The organism is Pseudomonas sp. FFPRI_1 (assembly GCF_055384485.1).
In genome coordinates this window covers 580871-601913 of sequence record NZ_AP029168.1, presented here as the reverse complement: position 1 = coordinate 601913, position 21043 = coordinate 580871, and the positions used below count along the sequence as shown (strand labels likewise).

Sequence of the window (21043 nt, the reverse complement as noted above, 5' to 3'; positions counted from 1 at the left end):
GACAGCCACCACCATAGTCAGGCGAGTATCATTTTTGAAATTTATTCCTGTGATGAGCAGCATTCAGCGAATGGATTTTGCGGAAGAATGCCAGCCACGCTTTGCTCGCGAAAGACCAGGTTCTGACCACCTTGGTTCGCGCTGGCGCAGGCGCCTGGATGGCCTGCAGCACTCGCTCGGTACGGGAATCAGAAGAGGGTTTTACCCCCACTGCACCTCAGTAAGACGACCGGCCAAGCGCAAGCACGTTTCCTCGCCACAGGCGGCCGGAGAGTTTTTTATCCCGTTGTCAGCCGGGCAAATGGGACTCGCACCACTCGCGCACCGCGGCATAGGGGTAATTCTCCAGCGCCGCGAAGCCGGGAATGCCCCGGGCCTTGAGCTTGGTGAACAGCGGCACGCTGATACCACAGAGAAAACGCGTCAGCCGCTCCGCCCCGGGCACAGCGCCGCTGTGCTGCTGATGCCTGTGGATAAAGTCGGCACACAGCCCGTCGAAGTTCTTATCCACAAGTGCCGACAGGGCCGGAGGCTCTGGCAAGTGCGCCACCTGGCCATGGCAGACTGAGCAGTGCCCGCAGCGCCGGGGCGCCTGCTCGTCACCGAAATACTGCGCCAGGCGATGCCCCAGGCACTGCTCGGTGGCGAACAGATCGAGCATGGCGTGGATCCGCGCGATCTCGCTGGCCTCATGACGCGTGAAATAGCCGTGCAGGTCTGCGCTCAAGGCGGCGGCATCGAAGTCCGTCTGCAGCAGGCTGTAGACCTCGGTCATCTGTTTGCTTTCCAGCTCCACCCAGCCCTTTTCCTGGAAGTAGTCCAAGGCCTTGACCACTCGGTTGCGTGGCGCCTGGTACTGGTCATAGAGCGCGTCGAAATTCACCGTGGCCCAGGTCCGGGCACGGCTTGAGGTGTGGATGATGGCTTCGACGAAGTTCCGGCGCTCGCCCTCGAAACGCGCCAGCAGGTCCTGGGTTTCCAGGAGGAACTTGAAACGGTACTCGGCGAAATAGGCGTAGCGCGGCGCGATCAGGCCGCGCAGCTCCAACTGCACCAGCAAGGTCTTGAGCGGCAGCTGGCGGATGTTGCTCTGGTCCGCCAGGGGCCCGAGCAGGAACTCCCACTGGCCGTCCGGCGCCGAGGCCTGCAGCTCGTCGAGCACACAACGAATGCCGCTCAACTCCGGGGTATCGCCATAGACGAAGTTCTCCAGCACGTTGAGGCTGTCGCGGTTGGCCAGCACCAGGCAATCCGACGGCTGGCCATCACGGCCGGCACGCCCGATTTCCTGGCTGTAGTTCTCGATGGACTTGGGCAAGTCGAAATGCACCACGTTGCGGATGTCGCTCTTGTCGATGCCCATGCCGAAGGCGATGGTGGCGACGATGCACAGGCTGCGTCCTGCCATGAAGCGCCGCTGGATCGACTCGCGCTGCTCATGGGGCAAGCCGGCGTGGTAGGCCTCGGCGGCGATGCCCTGCTGGCTCAGGTGCTCGGCGATCTGCTCGGCGGTCTTCTGCAGCGTCACGTAGACAATGCTCGCCTGTCCGGCTCGCTCGCTCATCCACTGCACCAGCCGCCGGCGCTTGTCCGCGCCACGTACCGGTTCCACCAGCAGGTTGAGGTTGGGTCGGTAGAAACCGGTGGTCACCACATCGTCTGGGGCGATGGCGAACTTGGCCTGCATGTCGGCGATCACCTTGGGGGTCGCCGTGGCCGTCAGCAGCAGGGCCTGGGGAATGTTGAACTGGCGCTGGTAGTCCGGCAGCTTCAGGTAGTCGGGGCGGAAGTTGTGACCCCATTCAGAGATGCAGTGGGCCTCGTCCACCACCAGCAGCGAGATCGGCACCTGCTGCAGAAAGTTGCGAAAGCGCTCGTTCTTCAGGCGTTCCACGGAGATCATCAGGATCTTCAGTTCACCGGAGCGGGCCCGGGCCATGACCTCATTGGCCTCATCGCGACTCTGCGCCGAATCGATGCTGGCCGCGGCAATGCCATGGCGTTGAAGGAAGGCCAGCTGGTCCTGCATCAGTGCCAGCAGGGGCGAGACCACCAGGGTCAGGTGTGGCAACAGCAAGGCCGGCAATTGATAGCACAGGGACTTGCCCGAGCCAGTGGGAAAGATCGCCGCCGCCGAGCGCCCGGCCAGCACCGCGCTGACCGCAGCCTCCTGGCCCGGACGGAACCGTGGATAACCGAAGACCTGTTCGAGGGTGCTGTGCATGAGGGTCACTCCGTTGACCGCTGACCTGTCACTGAAGACTAGCGTGACGGGCCAGCGGGTCGAGTAAAGGTAGCGGGAAAAGGGCTACCGGATGATACCGGACGCAAAAGATTCAACCGGCCGGCCGTCTCCTGCACCCGCGCTTCCTGCATGAACGGACGGGTGCTGCGGCAGCAACGGGTGCAGGGTCGAAAACCTAGCGCAGGCTCCGGCAATCCAGCCACTGCACGCCATTGTGCTGATTGGCTTCGAACAGCGCCGGCACGGCCTGGGCCGCCTTGGCATGGGTGTCATGGAACAGAATGATGCCGCGCCGCCAGAGCAGCATCAGCGTCTGGACCCGCTGGATGGCGTCCTGGGCACTGACCTTCCTGCTCCAGTCCTGGGAATCGATGTTCCACAACATCAGTTGCAGGCCCTGGGCCTTGAAGAACCCGGCGCTGTCGCTGCGACGCTGCCCGTAGGGCGGGCGAAACCGCGGCTGGTATTCGTCCGCCAGGGTGCGATTGGCCAGGTTGGCACTGTGGATCACCGAGTTCTGCCAGGCTCCCCACGAGGAATGGGACTTGTGCTCCCAACCGTGTACGCCAACACACTGGTTGTCATACAACTCACGCATCTGCCCCGCCGAAGACTGGCTCAAGCGCGCCTGAAACGAGTCCCCCAGGACAAAGAACAGGCTATGCAGGTCGTAGGCCCGCAGTACTTCCAGCAACTCATCCGTGCGCCCGCCGCGTGGGCTCGGGCCATCATCGAAGGTCAGCAGGAACTGCCGGTCTTCCAGTTCATCTCCCAGCATTTCGGCCGGATCGATACGTTGGATTTCACTGCTCACGGTGGGAAACAACGCCGCCAGCCGCAGTTGCTCGTTCAGGTATTGCTGATGGAACCGGGCACTGGCTTCGGCCCAGGGGCCGTAGGTGGATTTGCTGCGTCCCGTGAAGCTGGCCGCCAGCTGGCGCAACTGCGCGAGGTTGCGCACTGCCAGGCAGAACGCCTCGCCCTCACAGTCACGGCTGGCCAACTGATAGTTGTTCAGCAGCAACCTCCAGAAACGCTGGCGTACCTGATCGATCGACTTGAGGTCCAGCTGCTTGACCCCGAGCCGCTGCTTCAAGGCCTTTTCGTCCAGCGCCTCGCTGGCCAGCAGGGCCTTGCCGAACATCAGGATCTCAGCCCGCGAGGCGGTATCGAAATCCGCTGCATTGATCAGCGGGGTCGGCCAGCCGCTACGGTCGATGGTGGCAAAGGCCAATGGGCCAGCGGCCTGGGCCACTCCCGTGGCCAGGCACAGCGCCAGCAACCAGGGGAAAAGACGAATTCGCATATCAACCTCCATAAATACACAACGCGCCACTGCCGGCGCGTTGTGGAGATAACTCTTGCCTGTGTGATCAGCGGCTCTGCAGCCGCTCCACCGCCTTGTCATAGACGGCGTTGGCTTTTTGTTCCCGGGCCTTCTGATAGTGCTCCAGGGCCAGAGGCAACAGGCCGGCGTCTTCATAGACCCGCCCCATGTCGTAATAGGCGCTGGCACGCACCGTCGGCGCCGTTGGGCCACTGGCCAGAGCGATGGCCTGACGGTCGGCGAGAATGGCCTCGTCGGGCCGGCTGTTCTTGCGCAGGGCCAGGGCCAGGTTGCTGTAGGCCTGGGCGTAGCCGGGGTCCATCTCGATGGCCTCGCGGTAGTAGATGGTCGAGCCCCCGAAGTCGCCCTTGCGGTAGCGCTCCTCACCGATCTGGTTGAGGCTCCTGGCATCCACTGGCCCGGTGTCCTTGGGCACCACCTCGGCAATCGTCCTGGCCGGATCGAGCAAGGGCTCCAGGTCGCTCATCACCGAACCCGGTTCCAGGTTGCTCTGCAGCAGCCGGTCGATGTCCTGCAGGCGGCCATCGGCGGTCAGGCGAAACACCGCCCACAGATTGCCCCGGCGGTTCTGCGGCACCTGATAGCTGCGCATCAGCGTCGGCCCCCGATAGACGTAGACTCGCGCCTGGCTACGGCCCAGGCGCAGGGAATCGGGGTTGTTGCCATTGGTGAAGTCATGCACGGCAAAGAGGTAGTTGTCGTTGGCCTGCGGCTTTTCCAGGGTGATGGTTTCCGGGCCATGACTGTCGCTGCTTTCAACATCCAGCCGGGCTCCCGGGCCCTTGCCGGTGGCGAAGTACAACAGCTTGTGGGGATAGTCCAGATAGGCATCGAGGTCCTCCCCCGGTGCACTCCAGCTCAATACCACTCGCAGGCTGTCGGGATCCTGCAGCACCGGGCTCAGGGCATAGCTCAGGCCCTGGCAAGGGCACTGGGTACGCAGGTCGGCGTAGCCGAGCTTGCGGATCAGCAACTCGCTGACGGCGCTATCGACGGCCTCGGTGGCCAGGGTCAACCGCCCCTGGGTGTCGGTACGCCCCGTGCTCTTGAGTGTGCCTTGCTGCACCGTCACCTCGGCATCGGCGAGCACAGCGCCCTTGACCACCGCGTCCAGCACCTCGATCGACAAGGACCCGGCCTGCACCGCACTCGCCAGCATCCCCAGCCACAACAACGCCACCAGGCGTAAAACTGCCATAACAAAATCCCTGTAAATGAAGAGGGCCCGAGCTCGGAGCCCGTCCCTCCGCCAGCCGCGAACCATACACAGTTTTGCCCGCCAATGCTCGGCCCGGGCCTTGAAAATGCAGGGCGACGCTGTCCAAAACACAGACCCCAGGCAGAGGCACAAAGTGCCCGGCAGATGCTGGGCTCATCTTCTTCGCCAGTTGAAGTCCGCTCACTGAATCACCGTACACTGCAGCCCTCATGAGCAGACAGTGAACCTCAAGCATGCACCTCGCCCCCGACTTTCCCGACGATGCCGCCATGCGCCAGCTGATGCAGTTGCTGCATGAGGAAATCGGCCTGCCCGAGCGCAAGACCCTGCGCCTGAGCACTGCGATCAACTTCGACCTGGGCTGTGATGGCGCCGATGCCCGGCATTTGCTGCAGACCCTGGAAGAGCAATTCGTGATCGATTTTGTCGACTTCGACAGCTATCGCTACTTCCAGCCCGAAGGCTACGATGTGTTCCTCAAGCGCCGAGCCAAGGGCCGGGGCGACAAGGTCCCACTGACCATCGGCATGCTGTATCGGGCAATCAAGGATCAACGCTGGGACACGCAGGCGCTGGAAGGCCTCTAGGGTTCACGGCAACACGCAAGGACAGGCCGTGGACGTATTGATGGGTTTGCTTGCCGCCCTGCTCTGGGGCGTCACCGATTTTCTCGTGGGCATCAACGTCCGCGCCGTGGGCGTGAAGCGTGCGGTGTTCTTCAGCCAGGCCCTGGGTTTTGCCCTGATGTGCCTGCTGCTGACGGTCTTCCCCGCCTTCCTCTTCAAGGCCATGACCGCCCCTCTGGAGGTCTGGCTGATGGGCGTGGTCGCCGCGGCCTTCATCGTTTCCGGCGCCCTGGCCCTGGGCAAGGCCTTTGCCCTGGGCAAAGCCTCCATCGTCGCGCCGTTGGTGACCTCCTACGGCGTGGTCACCACCCTGCTGTCCTGGGCCAGCGGTGAACAGATCAGCCTGATCCAGCTGCTGTGCATCCTGCTGTGCGTGATCGGGGTGATCCTTTCCGGCATCCACTCCGGCCCCAAGCTGCCCCACAGCACCGACGCCGGCCGCTCGATCTTCTACGCCCTGCTGTCGGCGACCCTGTATGGCACCAGCTTCTGGCTGCAGGGGCGCTACACCCTGCCGCAACTGGGGCCGATCGGCATGCTCTGGCTGGGCTATGGGGTGGGCAGCGGCGTGATGCTGCTGATGGTGTTGAAGATTGCGGACGGATTGAAGATCCCGCCGCTGAAAAACTGCGGCCTGCTGGCGTCCACCAGCCTGATGAACCTCAGCGCCTTCTTCGCCTTTTCCTGGGGCGCCATGAACGGCTCGGTGTCGGTGGTGACGGTGATCAGTACCTTGTCCGGCGGCATCGCCGCGGTACTGGGCTATCTGTTCTTCAAGGAGCGCCTGTCGCCGCTGCAGGTGACGGGGGGGGTGCTGGTACTGCTCGGGGCGCTGCTCCTGCACTTGCAGGGTTGAGCCACGTGCAGCCCAGGCGGCGCCGGCATATACGGCCGAGGAAGGCCCCGCGGTGATCTGGAGCAGCTGCCGATCAGGCGCAACGCCCGATGCACCGGCAAAACCGCCGCGCACAAAAAAGCCGCCCCAAAGGGCGGCTTTTTCATTGCGGGTCGAGGCTTACGCCTTCGGACCGGCAGCCTTGATCGCGTCGCTCACGTCGAACTTCTTGAAGTTCTCGGTGAACAGGCCGGCCAATGCCTTGGCGGCTTCATCGTAGGCGGCTTGGTCAGCCCAGGTGTTGCGTGGGTTGAGCAGGCCGGTTTCGACGCCTGGCACGGCTTTTGGCACGTCCAGGTTGACGATGTCCAGGTGCTCGGTCTCGGCACCGATCAGCGCGCCGCTCTGGATCGCTGCAATCACGCCACGGGTGGTGGGGATGTTGAAGCGTTTGCCAACGCCGTAGCCACCGCCGGTCCAGCCGGTGTTGACCAGGTAGACCTTGGAGCCAAAGCCGCGGATGCGCTTGATCAGCAGCTCGGCGTATTCGCCCGCCGGACGCGGGAAGAACGGTGCGCCGAAGCAAGTGGAGAAGGTCGACTTGATGCCCGAGCCCGAACCCATTTCAGTCGAGCCCACCAGAGCGGTGTAGCCGGACAGGAAGTGGTAGGCGGCTTGTTCTTCGCTGAGGATCGACACCGGTGGCAGTACGCCGGTCAGGTCGCAGGTCAGGAAGATCACCGCGTTAGGCTCGCCACCGAGGTTCTTCGGTGCGCGTTTTTCGATCAGCTCGCGCGGGTAGGCCGCACGGCTGTTCTGGGTCAGGCTGTCGTCGGCGTAGTCGGCCTTCTTGTTGGCATCGAGTACGACGTTTTCCAGGACCGCGCCGTGCTGGATGGCTTTCCAGATCACCGGCTCGTTCTTCTCCGACAGGTCGATGCACTTGGCATAGCAACCGCCTTCGATGTTGAACACCACGCCCACGCCCCAGCCGTGTTCGTCGTCACCGATCAGGTAACGGCTTTCGTCGGCCGACAGGGTGGTCTTGCCGGTGCCCGACAGGCCGAAGAACAGGGTCACGTCGCCGTCTTCACCCATGTTGGCCGCGCAGTGCATCGGCAGCACGTCCACAGCAGGCAACAGGAAGTTCTGTACGGAGAACAGGGCTTTCTTCATTTCGCCGGCGTAGCGCATGCCAGCGATCAGCACTTTCTTGGCCGCGAAGTTGAGGATCACGGTGCCGTCGGAATTGGTGCCATCACGCTCAGGCTCGCAGACGAAGTTCGGCGCGTTGAGGATCTGCCACTCGTCCTTGCCACCGGCGTTGTACTGCTCCGGGTTGATGAACAGGCAACGGCCGAACAGGTTGTGCCAGGCAGTCTCGGTGGTCATTTTCACCGGCAGGTAGTGGGCCGGATCGGAACCTACATGCACGTGGGAAACAAAACGCTCGCGCTCGCCCAGGTAGGCTTCAACGCGGTCCCACAGGGCGTCGAACTTGGCCGCCGGGAACTTGCGGTTGATCGGGCCCCAGGCGATAGCGTCCTGGGTGCTGGGCTCTTCAACGATGAAACGATCCACCGGCGAACGGCCGGTGCGGTGACCGGTGCGAACCACTAGAGCGCCGGTATCGGCCAGCTCGCCCTCACCACGGTTCAGGGCTTCTTTGACCAGATCATCCACACTCAGATCGGTGTACACGGCGTTATTGGCTTGCGTCATGAGGTTCCCCATCGGCCACTGGCCGAGTGCTCCAAACGTTTTGTAGTAGAAACTCGCGCACTACTACCGCGAAAAAAGTGCGCCGGATTATGCCAGAAAAGCCCGAAAATAGTAGGGCCCTCCCGTCAGCACGGCGTAATTCCGGCGTTTGCCAGGTGATTTACCTGCGCTGAATCGTTTTAGTGACGAGTATCTGACGGTGTGTCGACACCCGCTCCGGCGAACAATTGCGCAATATCAGCGGCATCGAACAGGTAGCGCTCGTTGCAGAACTGGCAATCGATCTCGATGCGGCCACCATGCTCCACCACCAGCTCCTGGGCATCTTCCAGGCCCAGGCTGACCAGCGCATTGCCCGAGCGCTCCCGCGAGCAGCTGCAGCGAAAGCGCAGCGGCTGTACATCGAACAGGCGCACGGCCTCTTCGTGGTACAGGCGGTGGAGCACGGTTTCGTTGTCCAGGCTCAGCAGTTCATCGGCGCTCAGGGTGCTGGCCAGTGCGGTGAGGTGCTGCCAGTTGTCCTCGCGCTCTTGCGGGTCGCGCAGGCGGTCGGCAGGCAGCTGTTGCAGCAGCAGGCCACGGGCGCTGCGGCCGTCGGCGTAGAGCCAGAAGCGAGTGCCGGTCTGCTGCGACATGACGAAATAATTGGTGAAGCATTCCGCCAGGGTGGCGCCGTCGAGGTCGACGATGCCCTGGTAGCGCTGGCCCTGGGCCGGGTCCACGGTCAGGGCCAGGACGCCGTTGGGCATCAGGTCGGCGAGGGTCGCGTCGGGGGCGATCTGCGACGCGTCGTAGCGAGCCAGGCCGCGGATCTCACGGTCGCTGGAGCACTCGATCATCAGCAGCGGCACCGGGCCTTCGGAGCGCGCCTGGAGAATCAGCAAGCCATCGAACTTCAAAGTGCCGACCAGCAACGACGCCGCCGCCATCAGCTCGCCGAGCAATTGCGCAACCGGCTCGGGATAGGGGTGTTTGGCAAGGACTTCAGCGTAACTGCGCTCCAGCGCCACCAGTTCGCCACGGGCGTCGCTCTCATCAAAGATGAAGCGTTGGGTGAAGTCGGTATCCGGCAAATCAGTCATAGGTCTGGGTATCTGAATGATGACAAAAAGGTGACAAGCACCGAAAATTAGCTTTTTTGCACCATGAAGGTGCAGTTTTTACGGTGATTGGAGATATTTTATGAACAATCCGGGTTTGTTCCAAGCAAGGTGGAACCTCGGCAAGCTGGTTCTGTGCAATTTACTCCCTTTGGCCCTGCTGGGATTCTGGTTGTGGCCGACCGGACAAATGTTCTGCATGATCTTCGACGAGTGGCTGTTCAACCACCTCAACGCTCCCCTTGCCACGAACTCCACGTGGCTGCACATCTGGGCCGTGGCCAGCTTGCGGCCCTTCGACATTGTGGTCGGCCTGATCATGCTCGGCCTGTTGATTCGTGGTGACTGGGTGTTCAAGGCGGCAGACGTGCGCCGAGCGTTTTTCGGCTTTCTCTCGATCCTGATTCTTATGGTGGTGATTCGCGCGCTGTTTTCCAAGCTGGTGGCGATCATGGGCTGGCAGCACAACAGCCCCTCGATGGTGATCGACGGCGCGGTGCACATGAGCGACTACTTCCCCGGCCTGGAAAAAACCTGGGAGCTCAAGGACCGTTCCAGCCAGAGCTTCCCTGGGGACCACGCCTCGGTGCTGCTGATCTGGGGCCTGTTCATGGGTATCTTCAGCCGCAGCGTCGGCCAGTTCCTGGTGGTCTGGGGCCTGACCCTGCTGTTCATGATGCCGCGCCTGGTGGCAGGCGCGCACTGGGGCCAGGACGACTACATTGGCGGCGTGCTGCTGGCAGTGCTGGCCCTCGGCTGGGGCTTCTACACGCCGTATGCGGCGCGGATGTCGAACTTCCTGCTGCGCCTGACCCATCCGCTGTTCAACCTGTTGAGCCGGATGCCGCTGCTATCGCGCATGAGCGTGGTGCGCGCCAGCAGCCTGCTGCGCTGAGCAGACCTGTAGGAGCCGGCTTGCCGGCGAATGGGCCTTGAAGGCGCCTTCGCCGGCAAGCCGGCTCCTACGGTTTCACTCGTGGCTGCTGCCGTGGAACTTGAACAGATCACGGCGCTGCTTCTTGCTTGGCTTGCCGTCGGTGCTGATCCCAAGGGCCCCGGCCTTGCGCATTGCCGCAGCGGCTTCGCGCTTGGCAATGCTGGCTTCGGTTTCCGCGTAGAGCGTCTGCGCTTCGGGAGCGCCACGACGCACGATGGACAACGCCTGGACCACCACCGTGCGCGCATCGAAGCCGGCACGGATCTCATACTCGTCACCCACCCGCGGTTCCTTGCCCGGCTTGCAGCGCTCGCCACGGTGATGCACCTTGCCGCTTTCGATGGCCGCCTTGGCCAGGGCGCGGGTCTTGTAGAAGCGCGCCGCCCACAGCCATTTATCCAGACGAACCTTGTCCTCTTCTTCCTGCTTGTGCGCCACTGGAATTCCTCTTGCTGAAAAATGTCGCAACTGAACAGCCCGCAAACGGGCTCTCATAAACCCTGCCGCTCACCTAAAATAACCCAGGTTGCGCCCTGACACGCGAGGAGTCCCCGTGACTGACTTCCCCACTTCATTGACCTCGCCCGGAATGCGCTGCGAGGGTTGCCAGCAGAGCCAGCCACTGGGCTTTGATTTCGCCTTTGCCTACCAACCCATAGTCGACTTGCGGGACCGCTCGATCTTCGCCCACGAAGCCCTGGTCCGCGGGATCAACGGCGAAGGCGCAGACACGGTGCTGAAGCAGGTCGACGACCACAACCGCTATCGTTTCGACCAGCGCTGCCGCACCCAGGCCATCACCATCGCAGCGCAATTGGGGATGCAAAGCCATCTGTCGATCAACTTCATGCCCAATGCCGTGTACCGGCCGGAACTGTGCATTCGCAGCACCTTGGAAAGCGCCCGCGAGCAGCGTTTCCCCCTGGACCGGCTGATTTTCGAAACCCTGGAAAGCCAGCACGCAGATAACTATCGCCATTTGACCCATATTCTGCGTGAATACCGCGAATTCGGCTTCAAGACCGCCATCGACGACTTCGGTTCGGGGTACTCGGGGCTGAATCTGCTGGCGGATTTCCAACCCGATCTGATCAAGCTCGACATGGCGCTGGTGCGTGATGTCGATCAGGATCGTGTGCGCCAGGCAATCATCCGCGGGATTGTCACAATCTGTGCGGAGTTGAACGTTACAGTCATTGCCGAAGGCATTGAAAGTGCCGGCGAACGGGACTTTCTCGCCGACAGTGGAATATATCTGATGCAAGGTTTCTGGTTCGCCAAGCCTGCATTCAAAGCCTTGGCCGAGGTTCCCGCCACGGCCTGGAAAGGTTGATTACGAGTTTGCCTATTTGAAGACATTTGACCATTTGACCGTTGTCGGTCTGCGCGAGTGGGTGGCGCTCCCCGATCTGGGGGTGGCCGGCCTGCGTGCCAAGATCGACACCGGGGCCAGTACCTCCAGCCTGCATGCCACCGAGATCGAGCCCTTCGAGCGCGACGGCGAGCAGTGGGTGCGCTTCAATGCCCACTTGGGCAGCGTGGTGCAGTTGCGCCACCGGCACTGCGAAGCGCCGCTGGTGGCGATGAAGACCATCAAGAGTTCCAACGGCCAGGCCCAGGTGCGCTACGTGATCAGCACCACCCTGGCCCTGGGCGATCGCGTGTGGCGGGTGGAATTCACCCTCGCCTGCCGCAAGGCCATGCGTTATCGCCTGCTGCTGGGTTCCAAGGCCCTGATCGACGGCCAGTTGGTGGTCAATCCGGGTATCAAGTACGTTCAAGACAAACCGGTGTTCCCGGTATCCACTACCTCTGCCACAGGTGTTGCATGAAGATCGCTGTGCTGTCGCGTAACCCGCGTCTGTATTCCACTCGTCGTCTGGTCGAAGCCGGCACCGAGCGTGGCCATGAAATGGTAGTGGTCGATACCTTGCGCGCCTACATGAACATCGCCAGTCACAAGCCGCAGATCCACTACCGCGGCAAGCCCCTGGAGGGCTTCGATGCGGTGATCCCGCGGATCGGTGCCTCGGTGACTTTCTATGGCTGCGCGGTGCTGCGCCAATTCGAGATGATGGGGGTGTTTCCCCTCAACGAATCGGTGGCCATCGCCCGCTCCCGGGACAAGCTGCGCTCGCTGCAGCTGCTGTCGCGGCGCGGCATCGGCCTGCCGGTAACCGGCTTCGCCCATTCCCCGGACGACATTCCCGACCTGATCGAAATGGTCAACGGTGCGCCGCTGGTGATCAAGGTGCTGGAAGGCACCCAGGGCATCGGCGTGGTGCTGTGCGAAACCGCCACCGCGGCGGAATCGGTGATCGAGGCGTTCATGGGCCTGAAGCAGAACATCATGGTCCAGGAGTACATCAAGGAAGCCGGCGGCGCCGACATTCGCTGCTTCGTGGTGGGGGACAAGGTGATCGCAGCAATGAAACGCCAGGCCAAGCCCGGAGAGTTCCGCTCCAACCTGCATCGCGGCGGCAGCGCCAGCCTGATCAAGATCACCCCGGAAGAACGCATGACCGCGCTGCGGGCGGCCAAGGTCATGGGCCTGAGCGTGGCCGGCGTGGACATCCTGCGCTCCAATCACGGGCCGCTGGTGATGGAAGTCAATTCCTCGCCGGGCCTGGAAGGCATCGAGACCACCACCGGCAAGAACGTGGCGGGGATCATCATCGAGCACATCGAGAAGAATGGCGGGCCGAACATGACCCGGACCAAAGGCAAAGGCTAGGGACCGCGTTGCCGGCCTTTCGCTGGCAAGCCAGCTCCTACGGGCTATGTGCTGCCTGCAGGAGCGCAGCCCTCATCAATCCGCATCGCGGGGCAGCAGCAGGCCCAGGGGCAGGCGCACCCGCGCTTCCAGGCCGCCGTCGGGGCGGTTGCGCAGTTCGACGTTGCCGCCATGCATGGCGGCAATCCGCTTGACGATGGCCAGCCCCAGGCCGGTGCCCTTGCCGCCCCGAGCACGATCGCCTCGGGTGAAGGGGTTGAAGATCGCCTCCAGTTCCGAAGGGTCGATCCCGGCGCCACGGTCCATCACGCTCAACACCACATACGGCGCATTGGTGTCACCGGACAGGTAGGCCGCCACCTCGACTTCGGTCCCCGCATGATTCAGGGCGTTGCCAATCAGGTTGTTGAGCAGGCGCTTCATCGACACCCGACGCAGCGGGAACGGCTGGATCGGCTCCAGGCGCAGGTGCACCCGCTCCTCGTTCTGGTTGTAGGGCGCCGCAACTTCGCGCACCAGGTCGCTGAGGTCGACCTCTTCCACCGATTCGTCGCGACCGTCACGGATAAACGCCAGGAACTGATCGAGGATCGCGTCCATGTCCTCGATGTCGCGCACCATGTCGTCGGTCAGGTCAGTGTGATCGCCCATCAATTCCAGGGACAGGCGCAGGCGGGTCAAGGGCGTGCGCAGGTCGTGGGACACCCCGGCCAGCATCAGTTCGCGCTCGCGCCCGGCCTGCTCGACGTCCTCGGCCATCTGGTTGAAGGCGCGGTAGACCTCGGTCATCTCGCTCGGGGTATCGCTGATGGGCAGGCGCACGCTGCGCCCCTGGCCCAGTTGCCGGGCGGCATACACCAGGCGCTTGAGGGGCTGGTTGAGCTGGCTGACGAAGATCCACGCCGAGGCGGTGGACAGCAGGCCGATGGCCAGGAACCAGCCGAGCACGCTCCAGATTTTCTGCCCCCGCAGCGGATGGGGGTACAGCGGCACCTTGAGCCAGCCATCCCCCAGGCTCGGCGCTCGCACCCAGAGCGCTGGCGGCGCGTGCATGCGCAGACGCACTTCGGTGTCGGCCCCCAGCTCGGCCTGCATCTGGCGCTGGTAGATCTCGCTGTAGGGCCAGTGCTGCTCGCCGGCCGGCACACCGCTGCCCACCACCTTGATCAGGCCGGCGGCCTCGGCGATCTGGTCGCGGTTGGACTCATCGGCGGCCCAGTAGGCGCGCAGGGTCAGGGCCACGCCGTGACTGTATTGCCGGTCCACCAGCACGTCCTCGTTCATCAGCAGATAAACCAGGGTCAGCGCCTTGGAAAACAGCACCACGATCAGCACCAGCCACAGGGTGCGGGAGAAGAAACTCTGGGGGAACCACAGCGGGGTTTTCATGACAGCCAATACACACTTTGCAGGAGCGAGTCGCACTCGCAGCGTTGTGGAATGCGAACGCCCGGGTCGTTACCGGCCCGGGCGTTCGCTCCTACACATCACTGATCACTTGGTCGCAGTGCCATCCGGCACGAATACATAACCCACGCCCCAGACGGTCTGGATATAACGCGGCTTGGAAGGGTCGGGCTCGATCATCCGGCGCAGGCGGGAGATCTGCACGTCGATGGAACGCTCCAGGGCGTCCCACTCGCGACCACGGGCCAGGTTCATCAGCTTGTCCCGGGTCAGCGGCTGGCGGGCATTCATCACCAGGGCCTTGAGCACCGCGAACTCGCCAGTGGTGAGCATGTGCACCTCGGCGCCGCGCTTGAGCTCGCGGGTGGCCAGGGACAGCTCGTAGTCACCGAAGGTCACGCTTTCGTCTTCGCTGCCGGGAGCCCCGGGCACCGGAGCCGACTGGCGACGCAGCACGGCCTTGACCCGGGCCATCAGCTCATCGGGGTTGAACGGCTTGGCCAGGTAGTCGTCGGCGCCCAGTTCCAGGCCCTTGATCCGGCTCAGTTCGTCGCCCTTGGCGGTGAGCATGATGATCGGGATCTGGTTGTTGGCGCTGCGCAGGCGGCGGCAGGCGGTCAGGCCGTCTTCGCCGGGCAGCATCAGGTCGAGGACCACCAGGTTGAACACTTCGCGACCCAGCAGGCGGTCCATTTGCTCGGTGTTCGGGACTGCGCGGGCACGGTAGCCCTTGCTGACGAAAAAGCGCTCCAGCAGGCTGCTCAGCCCCGGATCGTCGTCAACAATAAGAATTTTTTCGCCTTCAGCAGTTTGTGCAGTGCTGCTCATTGGATGCTCCTCTAATCTCGGTGCGCATTATGGCGTAGCTGCCGTTATACGCACCGTGTGCATTGTTAGCAGATTTTTCCTCTATCGCCAGCAAACCCGCTGTCGGCCTGAGGCTGGCGATCACCCCGCAACGACTAACGCTGGGTATAATGCGCCGCCTTTTGTGTTGGGCAATATCTGATCAGTACGACAGCGGCCGGTTTATTTATTTGCCTCGGCCGGCAGTATTTTTTCGATTTCACGGGTCAACAGGCAGCCTTTTGATCCAGGTGGCGGCGCGGGCCAGGCCGCTCAACCAGACTCGCCGGGCCTTATTCATGCCCCCGCGGGCCTGCTTTCACAATTTGTCAGGTGGTTTTATGGACAGCATCAACAGCCGCATTGCCGAGGAACTCGGTGTACGCCCACAACAGGTCGAAGCGGCCGTCGCTCTATTGGATGAAGGCTCCACCGTGCCCTTCATCGCCCGTTACCGGAAAGAGGTCACCGGCAGCCTCGATGACACCCAGCTGCGTCATCTGGAAGAGCGCCTGCGCTACCTGCGAGAACTCGACGAACGGCGGATCAGCATCCTCGCCAGCATCGAGGAGCAGGGCAAGCTGACCCCGGAGCTGGCCCGCGAGATCAAGCTGGCCGACACCAAGACCCGCCTCGAAGACCTTTACCTGCCTTATAAGCAGAAGCGCCGCACCAAGGGCCAGATCGCCCTGGAAGCCGGCCTCGGCGAACTGGCGGACGGCCTGTTCAACGACCCGAGCCTGGCCCCGGAAAGCGAAGCCGCGCGTTTTGTCGACGCCGAGAAAGGCGTGGCCGACGTCAAGGCCGCCCTGGAAGGCGCCAAGTACATCCTCATGGAGCGCTTCGCCGAAGACGCCAGCCTGCTGGACAAGCTGCGCAACTACCTGAAGCAGGAAGCCACCCTCAGTGCCCGGGTGATTGCCGGCAAGGAAGAGGAAGGCGCCAAGTTCCGCGACTACTTCGAACACGACGAACCGCTGAAAAGCATGCCGTCGCACCGCGCCCTGGCGATTTTCCGCGGCCGCAACGAAGGCATTCTCAGCTCCGCGCTGAAAGTCGGTGACGAGCTGCCGGGTACCATGCACCCCTGCGAAGGCATGATCGGCCAGCAGTTCGGCATCCAGAACCAGAACCGCCCTGCCGACAAATGGCTCGGCGAAGTGGTGCGCTGGACCTGGAAGGTCAAGCTCTACACCCACCTGGAAACCGACCTGCTGGGCGAGCTGCGCGACGGCGCGGAAACCGAGGCGATCAACGTTTTCGCCCACAACCTGCACGACCTGCTGCTGGCCGCTCCGGCTGGCCCGCGCGCGACCCTGGGCCTGGACCCGGGCCTGCGCACCGGCTGCAAGGTGGCGGTGGTGGATGCCACCGGCAAGCTGCTGGACCACGCCACGGTCTACCCCCATGTGCCCCACAACAAGTGGGACCAGACCCTGGGCATTCTGGCGGCCCTGTGCGCCAAGCACTCGGTGGACCTGATCGCCATCGGCAACGGCACCGCCAGCCGCGAGACCGATAAGCTGGCCGCCGAACTGATCAAGAAATACCCAGCCATGAAGATGACCAAGGTCATGGTCTCCGAAGCCGGCGCCTCGGTGTACTCGGCCTCGGAACTGGCGGCCAAGGAATTCCCCGACCTGGACGTGTCGATCCGCGGTGCGGTATCCATCGCCCGCCGCCTGCAGGACCCGCTGGCGGAGCTGGTGAAGATCGATCCGAAATCCATCGGTGTCGGCCAGTACCAGCACGACGTGTCGCAGCTGAAGCTGGCCCGCGGCCTGGACGCGGTGGTGGAAGACTGCGTGAACGCCGTCGGCGTCGACGTCAACACCGCCTCCGTGGCCCTGCTGGCACGGATTTCCGGCCTCAACGCGACCCTGGCGCAGAACATCGTCAGCCACCGCGACGAGCACGGTGCGTTCAAGACCCGCGCGGCACTGAAAAAAGTCGCGCGCCTGGGTGAGAAAACCTTCGAACAGGCCGCCGGCTTCCTGCGGGTGATGAACGGCGACAACCCGCTGGACGCCTCGGCGGTGCACCCGGAAGCCTACCCGCTGGTGCAGCGCATCGCCGCCGACACCGGCCGCGACATCCGCTCGCTGATCGGCGACAGCGGCTTCCTCAAGCGCCTGGACCCGAAGAAGTTCACCGACGAAACCTTCGGCCTGCCCACCGTCACCGACATCCTCCAGGAACTGGACAAGCCCGGCCGCGACCCGCGTCCCGAGTTCAAGACCGCCGAGTTCCAGGACGGTGTCGAAGACCTCAAGGACCTGCAGCTGGGGATGATCCTCGAAGGCGTGGTGACCAACGTCACCAATTTCGGGGCCTTCGTCGACATCGGCGTGCACCAGGACGGCCTGGTGCACATCTCGGCGCTGTCGGAGAAGTTCATCAAGGACCCGCGTGAAGCGGTGAAGGCCGGCGACGTGGTCAAGGTCAAGGTCATGGAAGTCGACATCCCGCGCAAACGCGTGGGCCTGTCGATGCGCATGGGCGACACCCCGGGCGAGAAGATCGACGGCGCCCGCGGCTCCCGTCCAGGCTCGGCGCCGCGCGCGTCCCAGGGCAATGCACCACGCAAGGAAACCACTGCGGCGGCGCCGAGCAACAACGCCATGGCCTCGCTGTTCGCCAATGCCAAGCAGTTGAAGAAGCGCTGATGGAAATCCCCGCCGGCCTCACTGAAAGCGCCTTCAGCCAGTTGCTTGGCTGCCGTCTGCAACGCCTGGAAACCGGCGAGGCGGACGTGGCCCTGGAGCTGACCCCGCAGCTGCGCAATCGCGGGCAGAAGCTTCACGGCGGGGCGATCTTCAGCCTGGTGGACATTGCCATGGGGCTGGCCTGTTCCAGCAGCCACGGCTTTGACCAGCAGAGCGCCACCATCGAGTGCAAGATCAACTACATACGCGCTGTGGCCGAGGGTGAAGTGCTGTGCCGGGCCCGGGTGATCCACCCCGGGCGCCGCACCCTGGTGGTGGAAGCGGACGTGATCCAGGGCGACAAACTGGTCGCAAAAGCACAAGGCACCTTCGCGGTCCTATAGCTGCATCCCCTCAAATTGGGTTAATTTCGGCGCTGCGAAAGCGGCGTCGGGGTTTTCTTGCCCGCGCCGAAGCCAGATTCAAGGATGGAGTGTTGGCGTTTCCAGGCGAGTCGACTTGACTCAAAAACAAGGCGAAAACGCCAGTTTCAACTTCACCCTTGTAGACCGTCCTGCCCACCCCCATATTGGGGCGACTGACGCGTGAAGGAATCCAACTTGAGCGAACTTCTCAACCGCCGCCTGGCCCTGCTCGGCGAGCGCGCTAACCTCTCCCTGCTCGAGCAGTGCCTGCACGGCATCGAACGTGAATGCCTGCGTGTCACCGGCGAAGGCCGCCTGGCACAGACCCCGCACCCGGAAGAACTGGGTTCCGCGCTGACCAACGAACAGATCACCACCGACTATTCCGAGTCGCTGCTGGAGTTCATCACCCCGGCCCTCAAGGACCCAGCGGATACCCTGGCCAGCCTCGACAAGATTCATCGCTTCGCCTACAGCAAGCTCGGCAACGAGTACCTGTGGAGTCCATCGATGCCGTGCCCGTTGCCGGCCGAGGAAGATATCCCGATCGCCTACTACGGCACCTCCAACATCGGCCAGCTCAAGTACGTCTATCGCAAGGGCCTGGCCCTGCGCTACGGCAAGACCATGCAGTGCATTGCCGGGATCCACTACAACTTTTCCCTGCCGGAACAGCTCTGGCCGCTGCTCAAGCAGGCCGAAGGCTTTGTCGGCAGCGACCGTGACTACCAGTCCTCGGCCTACATTGCGCTGATCCGCAACTTCCGCCGCTACAGCTGGCTGCTGATGTACCTGTTCGGCGCCTCGCCGGCCCTGGACGCGGGCTTCCTGCGCGGCCGCTCGCACCAGCTGGAACAGCTGGACGCCGAGACCCTGTACCTGCCCTACGCCACCAGCTTGCGCATGAGCGACCTGGGCTACCAGAGCAAGGCCCAGGCCGGCCTGACCCCTTGCTACAACGACCTGAACAGCTACACCGACAGCTTGCGCAAGGCGGTGGCCACGCCTTACGCACCTTACGTGGAAGTCGGCACCCACAAGGATGGCGAGTGGGTGCAGCTCAACACCAACATCCTGCAGATCGAAAACGAGTACTACTCCAACATCCGCCCCAAGCGCGTGACCTACACCGGCGAGCGGCCGATCCAGGCGCTGATGGCCCGGGGCATCCAGTACGTCGAAGTGCGCTGCCTGGACATCAACCCCTTCCTGCCCCTGGGCATCGACCTCCAGGAAGCCCGCTTCCTCGACGCCTTCCTGCTGTACTGCGCGCTCAACGACAGCCCGTTGTTCGAGAACAACGAATGTGGCAACGCCACCTCGAACTTCCTTGCCGTGGTCAAGGAAGGCCGGCGCCCGGGCCTGCAACTGCAGCGCCAGGGCCAGCCGGTAGAGATGAAGGAATGGGCTGCCGAACTGCTGGAGCAGATCGCACCACTGGCCGCCCTGCTCGATCAGAGCCATGGCAGCGACGTGCACAGCAAGGCCCTGGACGCCCAGCTGGCCAAGGTCAAGGATTCGTCCCTGACCCCTTCGGCCCAGGTGCTGGCGGCCATGAGCGAGCACAAGGAGAGCTTCACCCAGTTCTCCCTGCGCCAGAGCCAGGCCCATGCCGAATACTTCCGCAGCCAGGCCCTGAGCAAGGAAGAGCAAACCGCCTTCGAAGAAGCGGCGCGCAAATCCCTGGAGCAGCAGACCGAGCTTGAGCAGAACGAAGTGGGTGATTTCGACGTGTTCGTCGGCGCCTACCAGGCCAGCATCCTGGCCATCAGCAACTGACGCTTCGCCGGCCAGCCGGCTCCTACCCCCATCCCGTAGGAGCCGGCTTGCCGGCGAACAGCACGCTGCATATTCCCCTCATAAGCTAATGCAAATAAGTTATTTATTTCTGCATTCTTAGATCATTTAGTCTCCTCCCACGCCGATCACCGGCCGCCTATGAGGAGCACCCCATGAAACTGCACTTCCCCCTTCGCCTCCTGGCGGCCGCGTCCCTGGCTGCAGCGAGTTTCTTTGCCCAGGCGGCCGACGTCACTGTCGCCTACCAGACCACCGTCGACCCGGCCAAGGTCGCGCAAGCCGACGGCAGCTACGAAAAAGCCACCCAGGCCAAGATCAACTGGCGCAAATTCGATAACGGTGCCGACGTCATCGCCGCCATCGCTTCCGGCGATGTGCAGATCGGCTACCTGGGCTCCAGCCCGCTGACCGCCGCCATCACCCGCAAGGTGCCGGTGCAGACCTTTCTCATCGCCACCCAGATCGGCGCCGCCGAAGCCCTGGTGGCCCGGGACGGCTCCGGGATCAACAACCCCCAGGACCTGATCGGCAAGAAAATCGCCGTGCCGTTCGTTTCCACCGGCCACTACAGCCTGCTGGCCGCCCTGAAGCACTGGAACATCGACCCCTCGAAAGTACAGATCCTCAACCTCGCGCCACCGGCGATCATCGCCGCCTGGAAACGCGGCGATATCGATGCCACCTACGTCTGGGACCCGGCCCTGGGCGTGGCCAAGGAAAACGGCAAGGTGCTGATCACCTCCGGTGAACTGGCCAAGTTCGGCGCGCCGACCTTCGATGCCTGGATCGTGCGCAAGGACTTCGCCGAGAAGCATCCGGAAATCGTCACCGCCTTCGCCAAGGTGACCCTGGAGGCCTACGCCCAGTACCGCAAGGACCCGCAAGCCTGGCTGGCCAACCAGGGCAACGTCGACAAGCTGGTGAAGCTCTCCGGGGCCAAGGCCAGCGATATCCCGCTGCTGCTGCAAGGCAACGTCTACCCGCTGGCCGCCGACCAAGTCGTCAGCCTCGGTGCCCCGACCACCAAGGCCATCACCGACACCGCGGTGTTCCTCAAGGAGCAAGGCAAGGTCGAGGCGGTGCTGCCGGACTACGCCCCCTACGTCAGCGCCAAGTTCATCAGTGAATAATCCGCGTCAGGACAGGAGATAGCC

General features: G+C 63.2%; 18 protein-coding genes. 10 read left to right on the top strand and 8 right to left on the bottom strand.

Annotation, left to right across the window (positions count from 1 at the left end; genetic code table 11):
- Positions 1-289: 289 nt before the first annotated feature.
- The 3 genes from ACZ5BO_RS02670 to ACZ5BO_RS02660 all read right to left on the bottom strand — a co-directional run bounded on the left by ACZ5BO_RS02670 (position 290) and on the right by ACZ5BO_RS02660 (position 4791).
- On the bottom strand, positions 290-2224 hold the full coding sequence (locus ACZ5BO_RS02670; RefSeq protein ID WP_464698110.1) for a RecQ family ATP-dependent DNA helicase: 1935 nt from the start codon (positions 2222-2224) through the stop codon (positions 290-292).
- Positions 2225-2420: 196 nt separating this feature from the next.
- Positions 2421-3551, bottom strand: coding sequence for a polysaccharide deacetylase family protein (locus ACZ5BO_RS02665; protein WP_025128463.1), 1131 nt, complete (start codon positions 3549-3551; stop codon positions 2421-2423).
- A 67-nt stretch (positions 3552-3618) separates the two neighbouring features.
- The gene (locus ACZ5BO_RS02660; protein WP_464698108.1) at positions 3619-4791 is read right to left on the bottom strand and encodes a YfaP family protein; all 1173 of its coding nucleotides are present in this window, start codon (positions 4789-4791) and stop codon (positions 3619-3621) included.
- Positions 4792-5045: 254 nt separating this feature from the next.
- Here ACZ5BO_RS02660 and ACZ5BO_RS02655 point away from each other — a divergent pair, with 254 nt between their 5' ends.
- Positions 5046-5399, top strand: coding sequence for a DUF1493 family protein (locus tag ACZ5BO_RS02655; RefSeq protein ID WP_025128465.1), 354 nt, complete (start codon positions 5046-5048; stop codon positions 5397-5399).
- A gap of 40 nt (positions 5400-5439) precedes the next feature.
- Positions 5440-6294: an EamA family transporter gene (locus tag ACZ5BO_RS02650; protein ID WP_464701175.1), complete on the top strand. Its 855-nt coding sequence runs from the start codon at positions 5440-5442 to the stop codon at positions 6292-6294.
- Positions 6295-6453: 159 nt separating this feature from the next.
- Here the strand turns inward: ACZ5BO_RS02650 and ACZ5BO_RS02645 are convergent, their stop codons facing one another.
- Together ACZ5BO_RS02645 and hslO are read right to left on the bottom strand one after the other, a co-directional pair.
- Positions 6454-7995, bottom strand: coding sequence for a phosphoenolpyruvate carboxykinase (locus ACZ5BO_RS02645; RefSeq protein ID WP_025128467.1), 1542 nt, complete (start codon positions 7993-7995; stop codon positions 6454-6456).
- 179 nt (positions 7996-8174) lie between these two features.
- On the bottom strand, positions 8175-9077 hold the full coding sequence (gene hslO / locus ACZ5BO_RS02640; protein WP_025128468.1) for an Hsp33 family molecular chaperone HslO: 903 nt from the start codon (positions 9075-9077) through the stop codon (positions 8175-8177).
- A gap of 100 nt (positions 9078-9177) precedes the next feature.
- Here hslO and ACZ5BO_RS02635 point away from each other — a divergent pair, with 100 nt between their 5' ends.
- Positions 9178-9990, top strand: coding sequence for a phosphatase PAP2 family protein (locus tag ACZ5BO_RS02635; protein WP_464698105.1), 813 nt, complete (start codon positions 9178-9180; stop codon positions 9988-9990).
- A 75-nt stretch (positions 9991-10065) separates the two neighbouring features.
- Here ACZ5BO_RS02635 and ACZ5BO_RS02630 read toward each other — a convergent pair whose 3' ends face one another.
- Positions 10066-10470, bottom strand: coding sequence for an RNA-binding S4 domain-containing protein (locus ACZ5BO_RS02630; protein WP_464698103.1), 405 nt, complete (start codon positions 10468-10470; stop codon positions 10066-10068).
- 115 nt (positions 10471-10585) lie between these two features.
- Here ACZ5BO_RS02630 and rimA point away from each other — a divergent pair, with 115 nt between their 5' ends.
- The 3 genes from rimA to rimK are packed head-to-tail and all read left to right on the top strand — an operon-like array spanning position 10586 to position 12766.
- On the top strand, positions 10586-11365 hold the full coding sequence (gene rimA, locus ACZ5BO_RS02625) for a S6 modification regulatory phosphodiesterase RimA (RefSeq protein WP_464698101.1): 780 nt from the start codon (positions 10586-10588) through the stop codon (positions 11363-11365).
- Between the two features lie 16 nt (positions 11366-11381).
- Positions 11382-11864, top strand: coding sequence for a retropepsin-like aspartic endopeptidase RimB (gene rimB / locus ACZ5BO_RS02620; RefSeq protein WP_025128472.1), 483 nt, complete (start codon positions 11382-11384; stop codon positions 11862-11864).
- On the top strand, positions 11861-12766 hold the full coding sequence (gene rimK, locus ACZ5BO_RS02615) for a 30S ribosomal protein S6--L-glutamate ligase (protein ID WP_007931744.1): 906 nt from the start codon (positions 11861-11863) through the stop codon (positions 12764-12766). The genes rimB and rimK overlap by 4 nt, the downstream gene beginning before the upstream one ends.
- Before the next feature lie 75 nt (positions 12767-12841).
- On the opposite strand, the gene ACZ5BO_RS02610 is transcribed toward rimK, so the two are convergent.
- Positions 12842-14155 carry an ATP-binding protein gene (locus tag ACZ5BO_RS02610; RefSeq protein WP_025128473.1) on the bottom strand — a complete coding sequence of 438 codons (1314 nt, stop codon included), beginning with the start codon at positions 14153-14155 and terminating at the stop codon, positions 12842-12844.
- Between the two features lie 105 nt (positions 14156-14260).
- A complete protein-coding gene (gene ompR, locus ACZ5BO_RS02605; RefSeq protein ID WP_025128474.1) occupies positions 14261-15001 on the bottom strand; it encodes an osmolarity response regulator transcription factor OmpR in 741 nt (246 codons plus the stop codon).
- 359 nt (positions 15002-15360) lie between these two features.
- Here ompR and ACZ5BO_RS02600 point away from each other — a divergent pair, with 359 nt between their 5' ends.
- The 4 genes from ACZ5BO_RS02600 to tauA all read left to right on the top strand — a co-directional run bounded on the left by ACZ5BO_RS02600 (position 15361) and on the right by tauA (position 21019).
- Positions 15361-17685 (top strand): Tex family protein, encoded by a 2325-nt coding sequence (locus ACZ5BO_RS02600; RefSeq protein WP_025128475.1) that lies wholly within the window; start codon positions 15361-15363, stop codon positions 17683-17685.
- Positions 17685-18068 (top strand): PaaI family thioesterase, encoded by a 384-nt coding sequence (locus tag ACZ5BO_RS02595; protein ID WP_025128476.1) that lies wholly within the window; start codon positions 17685-17687, stop codon positions 18066-18068. Before ACZ5BO_RS02600 ends, ACZ5BO_RS02595 begins: the two co-directional genes overlap by 1 nt.
- A 216-nt stretch (positions 18069-18284) precedes the next feature.
- Positions 18285-19868: a glutamate--cysteine ligase gene (gshA, locus tag ACZ5BO_RS02590; protein ID WP_025128477.1), complete on the top strand. Its 1584-nt coding sequence runs from the start codon at positions 18285-18287 to the stop codon at positions 19866-19868.
- Positions 19869-20041: 173 nt separating this feature from the next.
- Positions 20042-21019, top strand: a complete 978-nt coding sequence (gene tauA, locus ACZ5BO_RS02585) for a taurine ABC transporter substrate-binding protein (protein WP_025128478.1) — start codon at positions 20042-20044, stop codon at positions 21017-21019.
- Positions 21020-21043: the final 24 nt, after the last annotated feature.